The sequence below is a fragment of the Chloroflexus aurantiacus J-10-fl genome, assembly GCF_000018865.1.
GTDB lineage: Bacteria > Chloroflexota > Chloroflexia > Chloroflexales > Chloroflexaceae > Chloroflexus > Chloroflexus aurantiacus.
Map to the genome: position 1 here is coordinate 3,587,660 of NC_010175.1, position 18,493 is coordinate 3,606,152.

Genomic DNA, 18,493 nt, shown 5'->3' on the forward strand with positions numbered 1-18,493 from the left:
ATGTACTTTTTGGTAACCAACGATGATGGCTACCAGAGTCCGGGTCTGGTAGCGCTGCGTGCTGCTTTAAGTGACATTGGCGAAGTGGCTGTCGTTGCGCCGGATCGAAACTGGAGTGCTGCCGGCCATTATCGCAAGCTGTTTGATCCATTGCGAGCCTGGGAAGGAACGTTGAGCGATGGCTCACCAGCGCTGATCTGCGATGGCACGCCGGCTGATTGTGTGGCACTGGCGGTTATGGGACTGCTCGACCGCAAACCCGATCTGGTGGTGTCAGGGATTAATCTGGGCGCGAATCTGGGTACCGATCTGCTCTATTCGGGTACCGTCGCCGCAGCGATGGAAGGGCTGGTGTTTGGCATTCCCGGTCTGGCGGTGTCACAGGTGCGCCCGAAGGATGGGAAGTGGGATTTTCGGGCGGCGCAAATAGCGGTGCGCCAGTTGGTTACGCTGATTCATGAGCGTTCCTTGCCTTCAGAGGTGCTGTTAAATCTGAACATTCCGGCAGTACCACCCACCAGCCTGCGCGGGATTAAAGTTGGCCGCCTGGGTCGTCGGGTGTATCGTGATGAGCTGGTGGTGCGGTATGACCCACGTGGCCGACCGTACTATTGGATTGATGGCGCAGAACCTGAAGATCATTACGAGGAAGGCACTGATATTGCTGCTATTAGTGACGGATATGCCAGCCTGACGCCGGTACACATGGATCTGACCAGTCATCGCTGGTTGGAAGAGCTACGGAGTTGGGAATTGGAAGGGTGAGATCAGGGCTACTTCGATCCACTGGGCTTCGTTGCAGGCACGCACGCCCCAGCCCAGTTGCCCGGTTGGGCGCACAATCGCGTATTGATTATCAATCCAGATCACAATGCTGAGCGGGCCACGGGGTGAGGGTGCCCGTAATACCGTTATACCGTCAACCAGAAGTTCACTTTCATGCAGTCCCCACCGGATTTCATACTCGTGCCACTGGGCAATATCCTGGCTGATGACTGCTTCGGCGACGCCGACATCGCGCTGGATGCATGGCCAGATGCGGCGGTACAGCGGTGGAATGTTGAGCAGCGGGACAATGACCGGGGCAAGCGGTATCCATTTGCGGGCTGCCGGACGACCTGTATCAACGACGGCGGCTTTCCAGCCGTGGCCGGGTATGCCGATTGCCAGTGGCATATCGTGTGGTGGCGCACCGAAAAAGAACCAGACCGCCTGCGGCATACGAAGCGGCCAGGCCCATGGATAGCTCCACAAGCCAAACCCGGCAGTACCAACCAACCGATCTGCCGGATGTGACGTGCGTGCACGCAGACGAAGGGTAAACGGTGGCTGCAACGCTCGTGGGTTACCGGGCCACTGCCCAAAATCATCGATCTGCGCATTTCGATAGCGGTTGGCAGGGCCGGGTGGTCGAAGCAGACGCAAGCCGCTTGCCGTTTGAATAACGCCTGCGCCACCGCTACAGCGTGGTCGTAAGCGCCATGGAGATACCATGATTGCCTCTTACTCCGCCTGGGTGTTGAATGCACCTCTTTTGAATGCACCACAGAGACACGGAGAACACAGAGGTATCTTGTTGGATGTCTTCCACTCTCCTCTGTGCCCCCGTGGTGTGATATAGCCACAGAGACACGGAGAGCGTAGAGGAGAATAGACCAATCAGCATTTCGCTACGTATCCGCTTGTGGAATGGAATTATTGCAGCGATGGCACACTCTCGCCTGTACGGGCAGCCGGCCACAAGCCAGGCCAGACTGAAGCGAAGAAGATGCCGGCAGCGAAACCAGCCTGTATCCCATTCACCAACAACAGCCAGAGCGGTGCAAACCACCAGCCGCTGTAATGGCCGACAATTTCAAGCGGCCAGAGCAGGAAAGGCAGTGCAGACAGCAACAGGCGCCACGACCAGTGCAGGGAACGATAGCGGCGCAACAAGGTAGGCGCACGGTCACCAATAGCCAGGCGGCCCAGCCAGAGACCAATGGTGGCCCCCCAACAGCGGGCGCAGACCGCCATCGGCCACCCCAGCAACCACAACGAGCGTTCTGGAGTCGGGCAGATATAGGTAGCCAGCAACTCACGGGCCAGGGTACCCGTCTCACTGACGAGAGGTAAACCTGTTGCCCGTAACAGTGGCGAGGCTATCGGGCCTAAAAAGAGGACCCACAGGATTACATCAAAAACCAACGGTGACCACGAATGTTGTGAGTGAGGTCTGGAGAGAGCGTATGACGACATAGCGCTGTCCATTTCGGCGTGTCAGATTTGATCTCGGCGGGCAAAACTGATTGTATTGTACCAGAAGATCAAACACCGGTGCATTCACGAAGAGGACAGCGTACTGTTACCGCGATAACTTCTTCGTCAAACCACGCACATCCCACCAGATACCCGGCAAACGCGCAATCTTCTCGCGTAACGGCACATAGGCCCGGCGGGTGTATGAGTCGTATTGGTTTTGTTCTATTTTATCGAGAATACCGCTATACACCCGGGCTGCGGCGGCAATCGCCAGTCGCACCTCTGGTGGCAGCAGAGCAATACCTGGCCAGCTCTCGGCGTACAATTGCCGGGCACGTGCAATCTGGAACTTCATCAACCTGATAAACCGCTCGTCGTACACACGGGCCAGAATATCATCGGCAGTCAAACCAAACCGTGCCAGCTCATCTTCGGGCAAATAGACGCGCTGGCGGTCGGCATCTTCGCCAATATCGCGCAGAATATTGGTGAGCTGCAAAGCGACACCGAGCTTGATCGCGTAAGGCTGGGCGCCGGGTGCAGCGCCGGTAATCCCGATCACCAGCAATCCAACCACTGAAGCCACCCGATAGCAGTAGAGCCAGAGATCGGCAAACGTGGTATAGCGCGAAATCGTGAGATCCATCGCCACACCGGCCAGCAACTCATCAATCAAACTCGGGGCAAGATTGTAGCGCTGACAGGTATCGGCCCAGGCCAACAACACCGGGTGTGAGGTGTCAAACCGTGGTCGGCGCGCAATGCGCACCCATTCGGCCAGAGCACGCGCCGGGTCCGACTCGGCCATGTCAACCGTATCGTCAGTTGTCCGACAGAAGGCATACAGGGCGCGCACGGCTCGCCGCTGTGCCGGCGGTAGAAACTGGGTGCTGAAGAAAAAGCTCTTAGAATGACGACGAATGATTTGTTCGCAGATCGCGTAAGCCTCGGCCAGCGTGCGGCCCGGCGGTGGCGGCAATTCATCGGCGTGAGGCGATACAGGAAGTTCGTTAAGACGGAGGAGTTGGGCAAGCTGCTCTTCAGCCGGTAGCGCCTGGTTCACCGGCAAACTATTACCTCGCGAAAAGATCGTGAGTGAATTCAGCGACACACCACACTCCTTTTGTCACATATTACGCTTGTTTTTACTATACGCAATATTGAGCTTGAAGGCAATACTGAGTTACGCATTATCAGCCAGGACATGGTGATAATGCCGGCGATGTACCTGCACCATTAGCGACTGCGACTCAGGAGTGATGCGACGTTCTCAACTGCTTCCTGTGCGTCACGCCCCAAAAATGTGCCCGGCATCTTATGTGTCAACACCGGATTCAAATTGAATGCACGACCACCATAGCCGAAGAGAGGAGTAGGCGGTGGTAACTGTTGCAATGCCCGACCAATTTCGAGTAATTGGGTGGCCGTTTCGGTCGTTGAAGCAGACAGACACACCAGGTCGGGTTGGATATGCTGCACCGCATCAAGAAGGTCTTTTACCGGCACTTCCGGGCCGAGGTAGATCACCTGCCAGCCGTGGCGCACCAGAAAGACGGCCAGCATCAGGGCACCAAGATCGTGTTGTTCGCTTGGCGCACACCCTACCACAACCAGCCCCCGACCCTCGGTAACGTTATAGGTATTGAACAGGCTTGATAACTTGCGCCGAATGAACTGGGTAGCAAAATGCTCTGCGGTTACGGAAAGCCGCCCGGCATGCCACTGCTCACCGATTTCAACCATTGCCGGCTGGATCAATTTCAAAAAGACATCTTCCAGCGGATAGAGCGCAAATGCTTCACCCAGAATTTGCTCGGCCCGTGTCGCATCAAAATCGGTTAAGGCAGCGATCATGCGTGCCTGCATCCGTTCCCAGGTATGCGGTTCGGTATCAACTGCGGTATTCAGCCACGAAAGACTGGTGTCGCTTCCTTCGATCATCAGGGCAATCGCCTGACTGATCGTCAGTCCTTCGGCGGTTCGATCACGCAGCCAGCGAATCGTTGCAATGTCGCGCTCGGAATACAGGCGATGACCACCTTCCGTCCGCTGTGGACGCGGTACACCGTAACGGCGTTCCCAGGCGCGGAAAGTGTCGGCAGGCACGCCCGTCTCCTGTGCGACAGCCTTGGTATTGTAGCGTGGCTTGTCTGAAAATTGGGAGAGAAAATGCTGCGGTGCCATGGTTCCGCGACCCTTCCCAGCGCTTATGCAAAGACGAGACTATTGCGCATAGTTTTTACACTTGAATCCTATTGTACCATCATTCACGGAAACGATTGCACGTTGGAATGATATTTTGACCTGTATTGACCAACCGTGAAGCGTGGTACAATGTTACAAATATTGTAACACGGTGCACAATCACTGTCAATAAATTGCACAATCAAACAAGACACTTCTGAACACAAGGTATCAATAATACCATGCGGGCACTCATTACTGGCATTAACGGTTTTGTTGGCGGCCACCTCGCCGAATATCTCCTGGCCGATGGACGCTGGGATGTTTGGGGATTATCTCGCTCTCCTTCGCTCGTACTTCCCGAACTGATCGGGAACGTGCAGATCGTCCAGGCCGATCTGGCCGATGCTGAGGCCACTACGCGCGCTCTGGTGCAGGTGCGACCGAACGTCATTTTTCACCTTGCCGGCCAGCCATTCGTGCCAGAATCGTTTCGCGACCCGGCGGGAACGCTGGCCGCCAATACGTTGGGCGCCTTGCACATCTTTCTGACGTTGATTGAATACCGCATGACCACCCGCGTGATAGTGATTGGCACGAATGAGGAATACGGAAAGATTGACCCGGAGGATTTACCGATTGACGAAGACACCCCCCTGCGTCCGACCAGTCCGTATGGGGTGAGCAAGGCCGCCCAAAGTTTGCTGGCGTTGCAATACCACTACAGCCACGGTCTGGATGTCGTGCGTGTACGGCCCTTCACCCATATCGGGCCGCGCCAGAATGAACGATTTGTGACTGCCGCCTTTGCCCGTCAGATTGCACGGATCGAATTAGGCTTGCAACCGCCAGTTGTGCAGGTTGGTAATCTGGCTGCGCAACGCGACTTCACCGATGTCCGTGATGTTGTCGCGGCGTATGCGTTACTGGCCGAACACGGCGAGAGTGGCGAGGTGTATAATGTTGGTTCGGGTCGGGCCGTGATGATACGCGAGCTACTTGATATGCTGTTAGCCGAATGTACTGTACCGGTTGAAGTGCGGCTCAATCCCGAATTGATGCGCCCGATTGATATACCGCTGGTCGTCTGTGATGCGAGTCGGCTCCGTGCCCGCACCGGCTGGCAACCGCGCTATACGCTGGCAGAGACGCTGCACGATATCCTGAATTACTGGCGCGCACGAGTCCGTGCAGAAGTACAAGCGACCACCGGCTGAGAAAATCGTCACCCAAACCCCGGTTTGCGGTAAACTTTTTGTGGTCTGATGGCGTTATACTACGCCTATCTATCAGGAGCGTTGTGTACATTTAGTAAGTAGAACTGTCTATGAAAGCTGTTATTCTTGTTGGTGGGCAGGGATCACGTTTGCGCCCGCTGACCTGCCGGACACCCAAACCAATGTTGCCGCTGGTCAATCAGCCATTCATCGAGTGGATGTTGCTGCGTCTCCGCGACTATGGTATTCGAGATGTCATCCTGGCCGTGCAATATCTGGCCGACCGCTTCCGCACAGCGCTCGGCGATGGTTCACGACTGGGTATGAATGTCCACATCGTTGAAGAGCCGGAACCACGCGGTACTGCCGGCGCGGTGAAACACGTCGAGCACATGCTTGATGGGACAACGTTTGTCTTCAATGGCGATGTGATGACCGACCTCGATTTGCAGGCAATGCTCGATTTTCACCGCGAGCGTGGCAGCAAGGTGACCATCTCGCTCACGCCGGTTGATGATCCGACGCAGTTTGGGCTGGTCGAGACTGAACGCGATGGACGTGTGCGCCGTTTTCTTGAGAAGCCCCGCGCCGAAGACATCACGACCAATCTGGTCAACGCCGGTACCTATCTGATTGAACCGGAGATTTTCCGCTACGTGCCCCCGAATCAGTTCTATATGTTCGAGCGCGGCCTCTTCCCGGTGGTGCTTCAGACCGGTGATCCGATGTACGGCTTTCCGTCACGCGCTTACTGGACGGATATTGGCAAGCCGCAAACGTATCTTGATGTTCACCATGACATTTTGATCGGGAAAGTGCAGTACCACTTCCGTGGACAACAGATTGGCGAGCGTGTCTGGCTTGAAGGCGAAGCAGAGATTCACTCTAGCGCGCAGATTGTTGGTCCGGTGGTCATCGGCCACGGGACACGGATTGGGCGCGGGACACGGATTATTGGCCCAACCGTTATCGGCTCGCGCTGCACGATTGGTCCTGAATGCCAGATCGAAGGTGTGGTCATGTGGGATGGGAATACGATTGAAGAGGGCAGTACACTCCGTAACTGTGTGCTGGGGTACAACAATCGGATTGGCGAGCGATCCCACATTATTGACGGCACTATCATCAGTGATGAGTGTCAGATTGGTCAGGAAAACCGGCTTGAACGCGGCATCCGTATCTGGCCGGGTACCACCCTGGGTGACCGGGCAGTTTCGTTCTGAGAGGCTATCCGATCCGTGGGTTGGCCCGAAAGATTACCCGCACGAATTGCAGTTCACCGCAAAAGATTATCCTGGCACCATCCAGTCGGGGCGCACGGTCGTGCGCCCCGACCGCTGTCTCTGCTGAGCTGTGCAGGCTTTCATACAGCCCGGAGTGATTGGGAATCTACGCTATGTCAAATCTTGAGCGATAGGGGGCATCACTGCCTGCTACCGCATATGCGGTGAACCATAACTATTCGTCCCCTCTGCGATGATCCGTGGGTGTCACGTGCAGGATACGGATGAGCGGGTTCCCGTAGGGGCGGGTTTGGAACCCGCCCCTACGGACGTACATTTGCCCGTTCACATTGTCATACGATGATGCGGTATAGCAGGTTATACGTCGTCAATCCTGTACCAAACCACACAGCGCTGCCCACACCCACCTGAATAGATGAAAGGGCAGGGGATGATGCGATCACCCCCTGATCACCCCTGCCGGGCCAACAAATCACGAATTTCGGCCAACAGGCGTTCGCTCGGCGTTGGTTCCGGTGGTGCAGGTGGTACAGCCTCCGGCTTACTCCGCATACGATTGACGGTACGTACAATCATGAAGACCACGAATGCGATCAACAGAAAATTGATCACAGCCGTCAAGAACGAACCATAGGCCAGCACCGGCCCGGCGGCCTGAGCTTCGGCTAACGTTGTCGCAGTTTGACCGGCCAGCGGAATAAAGTAGTTGCTAAAATCGGCCCGGCCACCAACCAGCAGGCCAATCAGCGGATTGATAATGTCGTTGACCAATGAATTGATGATCGCTGTAAACGCTGCCCCGACAATCACGCCAACCGCCAGATCGATCACGTTGCCACGGCTGATAAACTCGCGAAACTCCTTGATCATCGTTCCCCCCATACAACACAAAAACGCTCCATGCAACCATACTGATTTCATGAGTAAAGATTGAGGTGTCGAAGATTGAGAAATGGTATAAGAATCTTCACACCTGGTTGCGGGCTATTGCACTCTACGTAACCGAATTTGTGATAACGTGTACATAGTATCACCGTTGGCAGAGGGTTTCAAGCCGGAGATAAGCATGCTATGGCACGACCGAAACGACCGCCGCATCCGATGATTGCTCGCGCTCGCGCTCATCTGCGCACTATTGCACCAGATCTGCAATATGCGCCACTGATCCTGCGCACACTCGATGGACCACCTGGCAGCCCGCGCTACGCTGTCTCGGTCGCACGCTGCCAAAATGTGGGAGAATGTCCGTATGAAATGGCCGATCCTTCGGTCTGCACTGTGCCAAGTTGTGATCTCCGCCGCTCACTACGCCTCTTGCTCAACGCCGATGGCAGTCTGGCACAGGTTATCGAAGGACACCGTCGTTGGAATCCACGCCCACTCGACGATCCTGGGCCGTGAAGGATGACGCAACAAGGAGGTTGCAATGTATCGCCACATTCTCGTTCCCCTCGATGGTTCGGAACTTGCCGAGCAGGTATTACCGCACGTCCACGCCCTGGCCGCCAATGAAGGTACGACGAAGATTACATTACTCCGTGCGGTACCACCCATTTTTACCACCAGTGTCGATTACAGCGGCATGCTGGCGACGACAACTGAAGCCATCACGCAGATGGAACAGGAGGCGCTCGATTATCTGAAACACATTGCCAAACAATTCCAGAGCGAAGGTTATGAGGTACATACCGAGATCAGCGCACTGCCACCAGCCGAGGCGATTATCGAGTACGCCGAGAACCACAATGTCGATCTTATCGTCATCGCCACCCACGGTCGCAGTGGACTGAGTCGCTGGGTGTTTGGTAGTGTGACCCAAAAGGTTGTGCAGGTTGCCCCCACGCCGGTGCTGGTGATCCGTCCGCGCCACGACCATGACAAGTCGTAAGCGTCGTATCACCGGCCTGCGACGCGGCTGGTTCAGATATGCTGGCGGGGTGTGACGTCGCACGCCAATCGCTCCTGATCCCAGCCGGTCTGTTCATTCATCCTGAGAGGGCAGGTGTTATCCCTGCCCTCCAGGAGCGGTGATTGCCCATTGATGCTCAGTTCCTTTGCGGAAGATATGTGCCAACTATCTACACCGGACAGGTACCGGCAACGATGCCGGTTTGTGACTCTAGTCGCTCAACAGCTTTGAATTTCCTGTGCAAAAGTTGTGTTGCGTCTTACCCTATTGACGCAACCATCACAACCCTGATAATCTGTTCTTAACAACTTTATTTTCCTTTCCAGCACACGCCCAACGGGCGCGGGCTTGCGTCAAGGAGGACAGCTATGCGAGCGTTCGAATCGGAAAGGATCCACAACATCGGCATATTCGGTCACCTCGGCAGCGGGAAGACAACGCTGGCCGAGGCAATGCTGATGACCGCCCACGCCATCCCGCGGATGGGGCGCGTCGAGGACGGGTCTACGACGAGTGACTACGACCCCGACGAGCACCGACGCGGGATGTCTATTTCGCTGAGTGTGCTGCCGCTGGAGTGGAACGGCGATAAGATCAACCTGATCGACGTGCCCGGTGCCGCTGATTTTGCCGGTGAAGCTGCCGCCGCGATGCGTATCATCGATGGCGCATTGATTGTGCTCGATGCAAGTGCCGGTGTTGAAGTCGGTACCGAACTCTTCTGGGAGATGGCCGTCCAACAGCGCATTCCACGCATCCTGTTTGTCAATAAACTCGACCGCGAAAATGCGAATTTCTACCGCGTGATCGAGCAGGCCCGTGAGCTGCTCGATGCCGCTGTTATTCCGATGCAGATTCCTATCGGTGCCGGTAAAGAGTTCAAGGGTATTATCTCGCTGCGTCAACAACGAGCCTGGCTGACCAGCCCGAAACACGATGGCGGCTACATCGAGGCTGATGTGCCGGCGGAACTCAATGATCTGATGCACGAGTGGCGCACCGCGCTGATTGATAAAATTGCCGCAACCAATGATCATCTGATCGAACGGTATCTTGAAGGCGGTGAAGATGCGCTGACCCGCGAGGAATTGCTGCTCGGTCTGCGCACCGGTATTGCCGATGGCTCAATCGTGCCGGTGTTCTGCGGTTCAGCAACTGAAGTCGTGGGGATTGCCCAGCTCCTTAACGGAATCGTCGACTCAATTCCTTCCGCAGGCCGCAAGACAACCACCGCCACCGATCTGAACACCGACCAGGAGGTTGAGCTACGTCCAGACCGCGCCGAACCACTGGCAGCACTGGTCTTTAAGACGGTCTCTGACACCTACGGCAAGCTTAGCTATTTCCGCGTCTTTTCGGGTGAGGTGCGGGCCGGTATGACGCTCATGAATGCACGCACCCGTAAGGAAGAGCGCGTCGCCCACGTGTATATTGTGCGTGGTAAAGAGCAGATTGAGGTTGAGTCGGTCGGGCCTGGCGATATTGGTTTGTTAACGAAGCTCGGTGATACGCAAACCAACGATACCCTCTGCCTGTCGTCGCGACCACTCGCACTTACTCCTATCCAATTCCCGGCACCGGCCTTCATTGCAACGGTCAAACCACGCAGCCGTTCCGACCTTGACAAACTCAGCTCTGCGCTCACCAGGATGACCGAAGAGGATCCGTCTCTCCACGTATCCCGCGATCCGCGTACCGGCGAAGCGTTGCTCAGTGGTCTAAGCGAGACGCATCTGCAGATCATTGCCGAACGGATGAAGCGCAAGTTCGATGTGAATATTGACCTCGAACTGCCCCGCATCCCCTACCGCGAGACGATCCGTAGTGTTGCGACTGCTCAGTACCGCCACAAGAAACAAACCGGTGGGGCCGGTCAGTTCGCCGATGTCGCGCTGCGTGTTGAGCCGCTCCCACCCGATCCGAACCGTGAAGACCCGCTTGAGTTCGTGAACGAGATTGTGGGTGGCGTAATCTCGCGCGGGTTTATGCCGGCAATCGAAAAGGGTATTCGCGAGGCGATGGAAGAAGGCATCATTTCGGGTAATCCGGTTGTCGATGTACGGGCTGCTGTCTATGACGGGAAAGAACATCCGGTTGACTCGAAGGAAATTGCCTTCAAGACCGCTGCGAAAGAGGCGTTCCGCCTGGCTGCCCAAAAGGCCGGTGTGATCATTCTCGAACCGATTTACAACATGGAGATCATTGTTCCCGATCAGTTTGCCGGCGATGTGATGAGTGATATGAGCACGCGCCGTGGTCGGGTACAGGGGATGATGCCAACCGGCACCGGCAAGACGGTGATCCACGCCCAGGCTCCTCTGGTCGAGATTCAACGCTACGCAACCGATTTACGAGGGATGACCCAGGGCCGTGGCCGCTTCTCGATCAGTTTCGCGGGTTACGAAGAGGTGCCGCCACATCTGGTTAACCAGATTGTCGAAGCGCACAAGAAAGAACTGGAAGCGGCGCATAGCCACTGAGACGGTTCTGTCCGAAGGGATCAATGTAGGGGCGGGTTTGGAATAGGTTGAGAGTAGGGGCGGGTTTGGAACCCGCCCCTACAGCATTGGGCCTATGGAATGTCGGATAGCGGGTCGCCGGTTTGGTGCTACGCAGCGAATCCACTGATGGTAGTACCAGGTCGAGATGATGAGGGCGATCACCTGGGATGCGAGCCGGAGGCTCGCGCTCCCAGGTGTATACTGCTAACCGGCATGAGGGGGTTCGTTCAAAGGAGGCTCATCTGAATAATCCATACTGAGACTGCTGGCAAAGGTTCGCAAACAGGCAGTGAAACAGCTTTCCACTACTCCCCACTCCCCACATCAATATCCTTACCCCGTTCACCATGCTTGACGCAGCGCAACTCACGGCGTATACTGTCAGATAACGGCGATGACGGGGACGAGTAGCTATCGCCAGCTCTTCAGCGAGCCTGGGGCGGTGTGAGCCGGGTAGAAGCAGCGATAGTGAACATCACCCCTGAGCTGGCAGGTGAACCGCGTGATGGTTTCGTCCGCGCAGTAACCGCGCCCGGAACGCCCACCGTTAGCGGGGCAGAGTGTTGATCGACACTCGCAAAGTGCGGTGCTTAGTGGCAGGCGCCACAGCATCGAATTGGGGTGGTACCGCGGGGTTAATCTGCCTCGTCCCCTGTTGGGGACGGGGCTTTTGGTTTGGTTCGGATGGAGGTTTCATGTTCAGACCAGTTGACACTAACGTGAAGTTCCCCCAGCTCGAAGAAGAGGTGATTGCCTGGTGGGAAGCGAACAACATTGTCGCTAAATCGCTGGCAGCCGGCGACAAGCCGTTTGTCTTTTACGAGGGACCACCAACCTCGAACGGTCGCCCCGGTCTGCATCACACCATCTCACGCAGTTTCAAAGATGTGATCCTGCGCTATCGCGCTATGCAGGGTTATCGGATCATCGGTCGGCGCGAAGGCTGGGATACACACGGCCTGCCGGTTGAGATCGAGATCGAGAAGAAGCTTGGCTTCAGCGGCAAACCGGATATCGAGCGCTTTGGGATTGCCGAATTTAACCGTCTCTGCCGCGAAAGTGTCTGGGAGTATATTCAGGAGTGGAAGGCATTTACCAAGCGCATCGCCTTCTGGCTCAGCGAAGATGCCTACATCACCTACGAAAACGATTATATTGAGTCGACGTGGTGGATCTTCCGGCAACTGTGGGATCGCGGGCTACTCTTCCGCGATTACAAGGTGACGATGCACTGCCCGCGTTGTGGCACGAGTCTGAGCGACCACGAAGTGAGCCTCGGTGCCCGCGATGATGTTGATGATCCGAGTGTGTACATCAAGTTTCGGGTAAACGGCTTCACCGCACCGCCACCTGCCGTTGATGGTACCCTCGAAGGGGCATTTCTGGTGGCCTGGACGACCACACCCTGGACGTTGCCGGCTAATGTGGCCCTGGCCGTGAAGCATGATGCTGAATATGTCGAAGTCGAACACAACGGCGAGCGGCTGGTGATGGCTGCCGCATTGGTCGGCAATGTCTTGCCGGCTGAGAGCTTTACAGTGTTGCGTCACTTCCGCGGCAATGATCTGGTTGGTCTGCGCTATGAGCCACTCTTCCGGGGTGTGCCGGGTGCCGGTGACACCGTCGATTGGGATACTGCCTACCGGGTGATCGCCGACGAGATTGTCAGCCTCGATGATGGTACCGGCATCGTGCATATCGCGCCGGCTTACGGTGACCTGGAGGTTGGCCGCAAACACGGTCTACCCACCCTCTTCTCGGTTGGGTTGGACGGGCGCGTGCTGCCTGAATTCGCCGAACTCGGCTTTGCCGGTAAGTTTTTCAAAGAGGCCGATCCCGATATTACGCGGAATCTGAAACAACGGGGTTTACTCCTGCGCAGTGGCCGGGTCCGTCACTACTATCCCTTCTGCTGGCGCTGTAGTACACCGCTGCTCTACTACGCCAAGCGCTCGTGGTACATTCGCACGACTGCATTCAAGGCTGATCTGGTTGCCAATAATCAGCAGATCCACTGGGTTCCAGATCATATCCGCGATGGCCGCTTCGGTAACTGGCTTGAGAATAACATCGACTGGGCTATCAGCCGTGAGCGCTATTGGGGAACGCCCATCCCGATCTGGACTAACGCCGATGGCTCGCATATGGTCTGTATCGGTTCGCTGGCCGAACTGGAAGAGAAGGTCGGGCGTTCACTGCGCGATCTTGATCTCCACCGTCCTTACATCGATGAGGTGGTGTGGGAAGACCCAGAACACGGCCTGATGCGGCGTATTCCCGACGTTGCCGACTGCTGGTTTGACAGTGGTTCGATGCCAGTTGCGCAGTGGCACTATCCGTTTGAAAACCGCGACATCTTCGAGATGGCCCACCCCGCCGATTACATCTGCGAGGCGGTTGATCAGACGCGGGGCTGGTTCTATACCTTGCACGCGATCAGCACGCTGCTCTTTGACCGGCCAGCGTTCAAGAATGTGATCTGTCTCGGTCATATTCTTGACGAGAACGGTCTGAAGATGAGCAAGAGCAAGGGCAACGTGATCGAGCCGGAAGAGGTGATCAATGCTTACGGGGTTGATGCGTTGCGCTGGTACCTGTTCACCGCTGCGCCTCCCGGCAATGCTCGCCGCTTCAGCATGGCACTGGTCAGCGAGAGTATGCGGAAGTTCCTGCTAACCCTCTGGAATACGTATGCCTTCTTCGTGACCTACGCCAATCTCGATCAGTGGCAGCCGGGCAGCAACCGTACTGCCGAACTGCAACCGATTGATCGCTGGGCACTGGCAGCACTCAATCAGCTCGTCCAGCAAGTCACGACATGCTTCGAGGAGTACGATGTCTATACAGCGGCCAATGCCATCGAACATTTCGTTGATGAGCTGTCGAACTGGTATGTGCGCCGTAATCGCCGTCGCTTCTGGAAGAGTGAAGCTGATGCTGACAAAGAGGCAGCCTACCAGACACTCTACACCTGTCTGGTGACGGTGGCGAAGCTGGCGGCACCGTTTATTCCGTTCGTTAGCGAGGAGATCTACCGCAACCTGGTCGCCGAACGTGATCCCTCTGCTGCCGAGAGTGTGCATCTTGCCCAGTGGCCACGTGTCGATCAGTCACTGCTCGATGCGCAACTGGTCAGCGATACTGAAGCACTGCTCACCGCCGTTTCGCTGGGTCGGTCAGCGCGCAAGCAGGCCAACTTGAAAGTTCGCCAGCCGCTGAGTGAAATCTGGCTGCGGGCCAGCACGCCGGCAGTCCTCAACGGTGTACGGCGCTTCGAGAGCGAGTTGCGTGATGAACTCAATGTGAAGGCAGTGCGCTACCTTGACGCCAGTAGTGCTGTGGTGGAATACCGGTTGAAGCCAAATCTGCGCCTGGTCGGCAAGAAGTTCGGCAAGCTGGTACCGGCCCTCACCGCTACCCTGCGCGACCTGAACGGTGATGCAGCGCGGGCCGTGGCCCAGGCGGTAGAAGCCGGTCAGCCTGTCCACCTGACTGTTGATGGTCAGACGGTAGAACTGTTGGCTGAGGAAATCCTGGTCGAGAGCAGTGCACCGGCAGGGTACGTCGTTGCCGAGGCCGATGGGATGCTGGTCGCATTGAACACCACCGTCACCGACGAGTTGCGGCTCGAAGGCGCGGCCCGCGATCTGGTGCGTTATGTGCAGGATGCACGCAAGAGTGCAGGGCTGGCGATCAGTGATCGCATCCATCTCTTCCTCGACACTGCCGACCAGAGTGAGTTGCTTGCCAGTACGCTGGCCCAGTACGAGCAATACCTCAAGACTGAGACACTGGCTCTGGAACTCACTGTTGGCACACCGCCGACCAATGCCTACACCGAAACCCATGAATTCGGTGACGGTGAAGTGACGGTCGGCGTGGTGAAAGCAGGCTAGCGCCGATCCAGACCCCAATGCTCTCCGTGTCTCTGTGGTGAAATCGTACCGCAGAGGCACGGATGGTTTTTTTATTCCGTCTGACTCCTTCTCTTGAATCGCGGTAGTTTCGTGGTACCACAGAGGCGGAGGGTGTCTGCATAAACTCCGCTATGATCTCTATGCGTTGCCGGCAGGGGCTGAATGGTGAAATCGTGAGGTTCATCTGCCTCATCCCCACTGAGAGCGGTGGTTTCCTGGTATGATGAGAATAGTGTCGCTGATCTGCTTACTGTTTTTTGTTCTACATTAACGAGGATCCTGTTATGCACCGGCTTTTGATTGTGTTTGCCATATTCATCGTGGCTGGTTGTACCTCTGCAAATGCGCCGCGTCCACAACTAAACGAGGTGCCGACGCCAGTTAGCCAGTTGCCGCGGCCCACAGCAACGATTGGCCCGTCGCCAACGACATTGCCGCCGCTGGCGACGGTAAGTACGTTCGATGAAGCCGTGATAAGTACGGCTGGCTTGAATGAGATTGAGCAGCAATTGATCGCACTCTACCAGCGTGCTCATCTGGCGGTGGTCAGCCTCGATGTGGTTGTGGATCAGAGTGCGAATTTGCCCCCCGGTCATCCACCAGTATCTCCTGACGGCCTGGTTGGGCAGGGGTCTGGTTTTCTCTTCGATACGCAGGGCCATATAGTTACCAACCACCACGTGGTAGCCGGTGCAACGAACATTCAGGTGCGGTTTGCCAATGGGGCGACGGTGCTGGCAGATCTGGTCGGTAGCGATCCCGATAGTGATCTGGCTGTGATCAGGTTAACTAATCTGCCGGAGGGCCTGGAACCACTGCCACTTGGTGACAGTGGCGCGTTGCAGGTTGGTCAGACTGCGGTTGCGATTGGGAGTCCATTCGGCGAACAGAATACACTCACCGTTGGCGTGATCAGTGGTCTGGGACGCACATTGCGTGCACCGGCCCGTAGTTTTGGCAGTTTCAGTATTCCCAATGTGATTCAGACCGATGCCGCAATCAATCCGGGCAATTCGGGTGGGCCGTTGTTGAACCTGCGCGGTGAGGTGATCGGGGTCAACACAGCGATTGCGGTTAGCCTGGGTGGACGTGATTTCGAGGGGGTGGGTTATGCGGTGCCGGCGAGTACCGTGGCGCGGGTGGTGCCGGCGTTGATTAGCCAGGGCCGTTACGATCATCCCTGGCTGGGGATCAGCATGACCACGGTTGATACCCTGTTTGCGCAGCGTTTTGGGTTGTCGATTGATCGAGGCGTGTTGATCGGCGCGGTGCAACCAGGGAGTCCCGCAGCAGTAGCAGGGTTGCGTGGTGGGACGACATCTGCCACGTACCGCGGATTACCGGTGCAGATCGGTGGTGATGTGATCATTGCCTGCAATGACGAAGCGGTCTTCTCGAGTGACCAGCTCGTTGGGATTATTGACCGGTTTCAGGTTGGTGATCAGATTACGCTAACGATCTGGCGTGATAACGAGTCCGTAACCGTCCCGGTGACGCTGGCGGCGCGTCCATAGTTACCAGGATGCGGTAGAATGACGGAAAGGATTGGTTTCAGAGCTGCATGACTATCAGCGTGATGGATGCAGCTAAGTAGCGTATGAGAGCGATACAGCATGACGGTTCCTATCATCCGCGACATTGATACTGCCCGTGCCGGTATTCTGCGGCGTATGCCACTCGATGACGATGCTGCGACGACTACTGCCGTTGCCGGGATTATTGCTGGCGTGCGCCAACGGGGCGATGCCGCATTACGCGAGTATACGCAACGCTTCGATGGGGTAGATCGGGCAACGCTTGAAATTCCGCGTGAGCGGTGGGCTGCGGCGGCAGCCGATCTTGATCCGGCGTTACGTCATGCCCTCTTGCTGGCAATCGGCGAGATTCGGCGTTTTCATGAACGGCAACTGCGCAACTCCTGGGTTGAATTTAGCGTCGAAGGAGCACTGGGGCAGTTGGTGCGGCCCCTGGATCGAGTTGGGCTTTACGTTCCCGGTGGAGCAGCCCCGCTCCCGTCATCGTTGATCCACGCTGCGGTACCCGCACGGGTCGCCGGTGTGCGCGAGATTGTGGTCTGCTCGCCACCACAACGCTCGACCGGTGAACCGGCTGAGGTGGTGATGGCAGCGGCGCATCTGGCCGGAGTTGATCGCTTGTTTGCGGTTGGTGGCGCCCAGGCCATTGCCGCGCTGGCCTATGGCACCGAGAGCGTTCCACGGGTGGAGACGATAGCCGGGCCAGGGAATCGGTATGTCATTCAGGCGATGCGCCTGGTGTACGGTACGGTAGGAATCGTCAGTCTGCCAGGGCCAACCGAGACCCTGATCATCGCCGATCACACAGCCAGCCCGCGGGCGGTTGCGGCTGATCTGCTGGCACAGGCCGAACATGTCGAGGCAAGTGCCATTTTATTGACCCCTGATCCGGTGCTGGCCGAACAGGTGCAGGTTGAAGTCGAACGACAGCTTGCCACATTACCGTCACCAAATGCACAGGCTGCCCGTGACGCAGTGACCCGGCGTGGTGGCATCGTGATTGTGCCCGACCTGGCAACAGCCTTCATGCTGGCCAATGACTACGGGCCAGAGCATCTCTGCCTGTTGGTCGCCGACCCGTGGTCGTATGTCGGAATGGTGCGCAACGCAGGCGGTATTTTCCTGGGCGAAGAGTCGTTTGAAGTACTGGGTGATTATGTTGCCGGGCCATCACACATCATGCCAACCGAGGGCACGGCGCGCTATGCTTCACCGGTCAACGTTGATAGTTTTCGCAAGATCATCTCGCTGGTTGGCCTGAATCGAAGTGGTCTCAATCGGATTGGGCCAGCAGCGATGCGGTTAGCAGAAGCAGAGGGTCTCGTTGCGCACGCTGCTGCCGTCAAAGTTCGCTTCGAGTCGGCAGATACCGATGGGAGGGAGTAGTATGTCAGGCTTTCTGGTTAGTTTTGTCAGTATTCTCTTCACTGTCCTGTTTTATGCCATTTTGGGACGTGTGCTGGCGTCATGGATCGACCCACAGGGTAATTTTCCGGCTACCCGGTTTCTGCACGAAATTACGGAACCGATTCTCGGGCCTATTCGCAGTGTGATGCCTAACTTTGGGATGTTTGATTTTTCGCCGATTATTGCCATGCTGCTCCTCCAGCTTCTTGAGCGGCTCATCATCAGTGCAATTCGGTGACAGGCATCTGCTGACTGATTATTGAACGCATTACGAACTCTCAAGAGCGTTCCATGCGATATTTGAACGTGTTTTCTCGATATTTATTTGATTGACATAA

General features: G+C 56.5%; 15 protein-coding genes and 1 other annotated feature. Of the genes, 10 read left to right on the plus strand and 5 right to left on the minus strand.

Features of this window, described 5'->3' with window-relative positions:
- Nucleotides 1-765, plus strand: a complete 765-nt coding sequence (gene surE, locus CAUR_RS14075) for a 5'/3'-nucleotidase SurE (protein ID WP_012258539.1) — start codon at nt 1-3, stop codon at nt 763-765.
- Here surE and CAUR_RS14080 read toward each other — a convergent pair.
- The 4 genes from CAUR_RS14080 to CAUR_RS14095 form a co-directional block, all read right to left on the minus strand.
- On the minus strand, nt 739-1,494 hold the full coding sequence (locus tag CAUR_RS14080) for a hypothetical protein (protein ID WP_012258540.1): 756 nt from the start codon (nt 1,492-1,494) through the stop codon (nt 739-741). The genes surE and CAUR_RS14080 overlap by 27 nt on opposite strands.
- Before the next feature lie 201 nt (nt 1,495-1,695).
- Nucleotides 1,696-2,238, minus strand: coding sequence for a DUF2085 domain-containing protein (locus tag CAUR_RS14085; protein ID WP_015909274.1), 543 nt, complete (start codon nt 2,236-2,238; stop codon nt 1,696-1,698).
- A 106-nt stretch (nt 2,239-2,344) separates the two neighbouring features.
- A complete protein-coding gene (locus tag CAUR_RS14090) occupies nt 2,345-3,352 on the minus strand; it encodes a phytoene/squalene synthase family protein (protein WP_012258542.1) in 1,008 nt (335 codons plus the stop codon).
- Nucleotides 3,353-3,477: 125 nt separating this feature from the next.
- On the minus strand, nt 3,478-4,425 hold the full coding sequence (locus tag CAUR_RS14095; RefSeq protein WP_012258543.1) for a MerR family transcriptional regulator: 948 nt from the start codon (nt 4,423-4,425) through the stop codon (nt 3,478-3,480).
- A gap of 242 nt (nt 4,426-4,667) precedes the next feature.
- Between CAUR_RS14095 and CAUR_RS14100 the strand changes: the two genes are divergently transcribed.
- Together CAUR_RS14100 and CAUR_RS14105 are read left to right on the plus strand one after the other, a co-directional pair.
- Nucleotides 4,668-5,642: a GDP-mannose 4,6-dehydratase gene (locus tag CAUR_RS14100; RefSeq protein WP_012258544.1), complete on the plus strand. Its 975-nt coding sequence runs from the start codon at nt 4,668-4,670 to the stop codon at nt 5,640-5,642.
- Nucleotides 5,643-5,752: 110 nt separating this feature from the next.
- The gene (locus tag CAUR_RS14105; protein ID WP_012258545.1) at nt 5,753-6,865 is read left to right on the plus strand and encodes a nucleotidyltransferase family protein; all 1,113 of its coding nucleotides are present in this window, start codon (nt 5,753-5,755) and stop codon (nt 6,863-6,865) included.
- 471 nt (nt 6,866-7,336) lie between these two features.
- Here CAUR_RS14105 and mscL read toward each other — a convergent pair whose 3' ends face one another.
- On the minus strand, nt 7,337-7,756 hold the full coding sequence (gene mscL, locus CAUR_RS14110) for a large conductance mechanosensitive channel protein MscL (RefSeq protein ID WP_012258546.1): 420 nt from the start codon (nt 7,754-7,756) through the stop codon (nt 7,337-7,339).
- 201 nt (nt 7,757-7,957) lie between these two features.
- Between mscL and CAUR_RS14115 the strand changes: the two genes are divergently transcribed.
- The 7 genes from CAUR_RS14115 (at nt 7,958) to CAUR_RS14145 (ending at nt 18,393) form a co-directional block, all read left to right on the plus strand.
- Nucleotides 7,958-8,287 carry a hypothetical protein gene (locus CAUR_RS14115; protein ID WP_015909276.1) on the plus strand — a complete coding sequence of 110 codons (330 nt, stop codon included), beginning with the start codon at nt 7,958-7,960 and terminating at the stop codon, nt 8,285-8,287.
- A gap of 25 nt (nt 8,288-8,312) precedes the next feature.
- Nucleotides 8,313-8,774, plus strand: coding sequence for a universal stress protein (locus CAUR_RS14120; protein WP_012258548.1), 462 nt, complete (start codon nt 8,313-8,315; stop codon nt 8,772-8,774).
- 389 nt (nt 8,775-9,163) lie between these two features.
- Nucleotides 9,164-11,275 carry an elongation factor G gene (fusA, locus tag CAUR_RS14125; protein WP_012258549.1) on the plus strand — a complete coding sequence of 704 codons (2,112 nt, stop codon included), beginning with the start codon at nt 9,164-9,166 and terminating at the stop codon, nt 11,273-11,275.
- Nucleotides 11,276-11,681: 406 nt separating this feature from the next.
- Nucleotides 11,682-11,952 (plus strand) — a binding site (T-box leader).
- A gap of 39 nt (nt 11,953-11,991) precedes the next feature.
- Nucleotides 11,992-15,192, plus strand: a complete 3,201-nt coding sequence (ileS, locus tag CAUR_RS14130; protein WP_012258550.1) for an isoleucine--tRNA ligase — start codon at nt 11,992-11,994, stop codon at nt 15,190-15,192.
- Between the two features lie 305 nt (nt 15,193-15,497).
- On the plus strand, nt 15,498-16,727 hold the full coding sequence (locus tag CAUR_RS14135) for a S1C family serine protease (protein WP_012258551.1): 1,230 nt from the start codon (nt 15,498-15,500) through the stop codon (nt 16,725-16,727).
- Between the two features lie 99 nt (nt 16,728-16,826).
- Nucleotides 16,827-18,134 (plus strand): histidinol dehydrogenase, encoded by a 1,308-nt coding sequence (hisD, locus tag CAUR_RS14140; RefSeq protein WP_012258552.1) that lies wholly within the window; start codon nt 16,827-16,829, stop codon nt 18,132-18,134.
- Nucleotide 18,135: 1 nt separating this feature from the next.
- Nucleotides 18,136-18,393: a YggT family protein gene (locus tag CAUR_RS14145; RefSeq protein ID WP_012258553.1), complete on the plus strand. Its 258-nt coding sequence runs from the start codon at nt 18,136-18,138 to the stop codon at nt 18,391-18,393.
- The last annotated feature ends 100 nt before the right edge of the window (nt 18,394-18,493 follow it).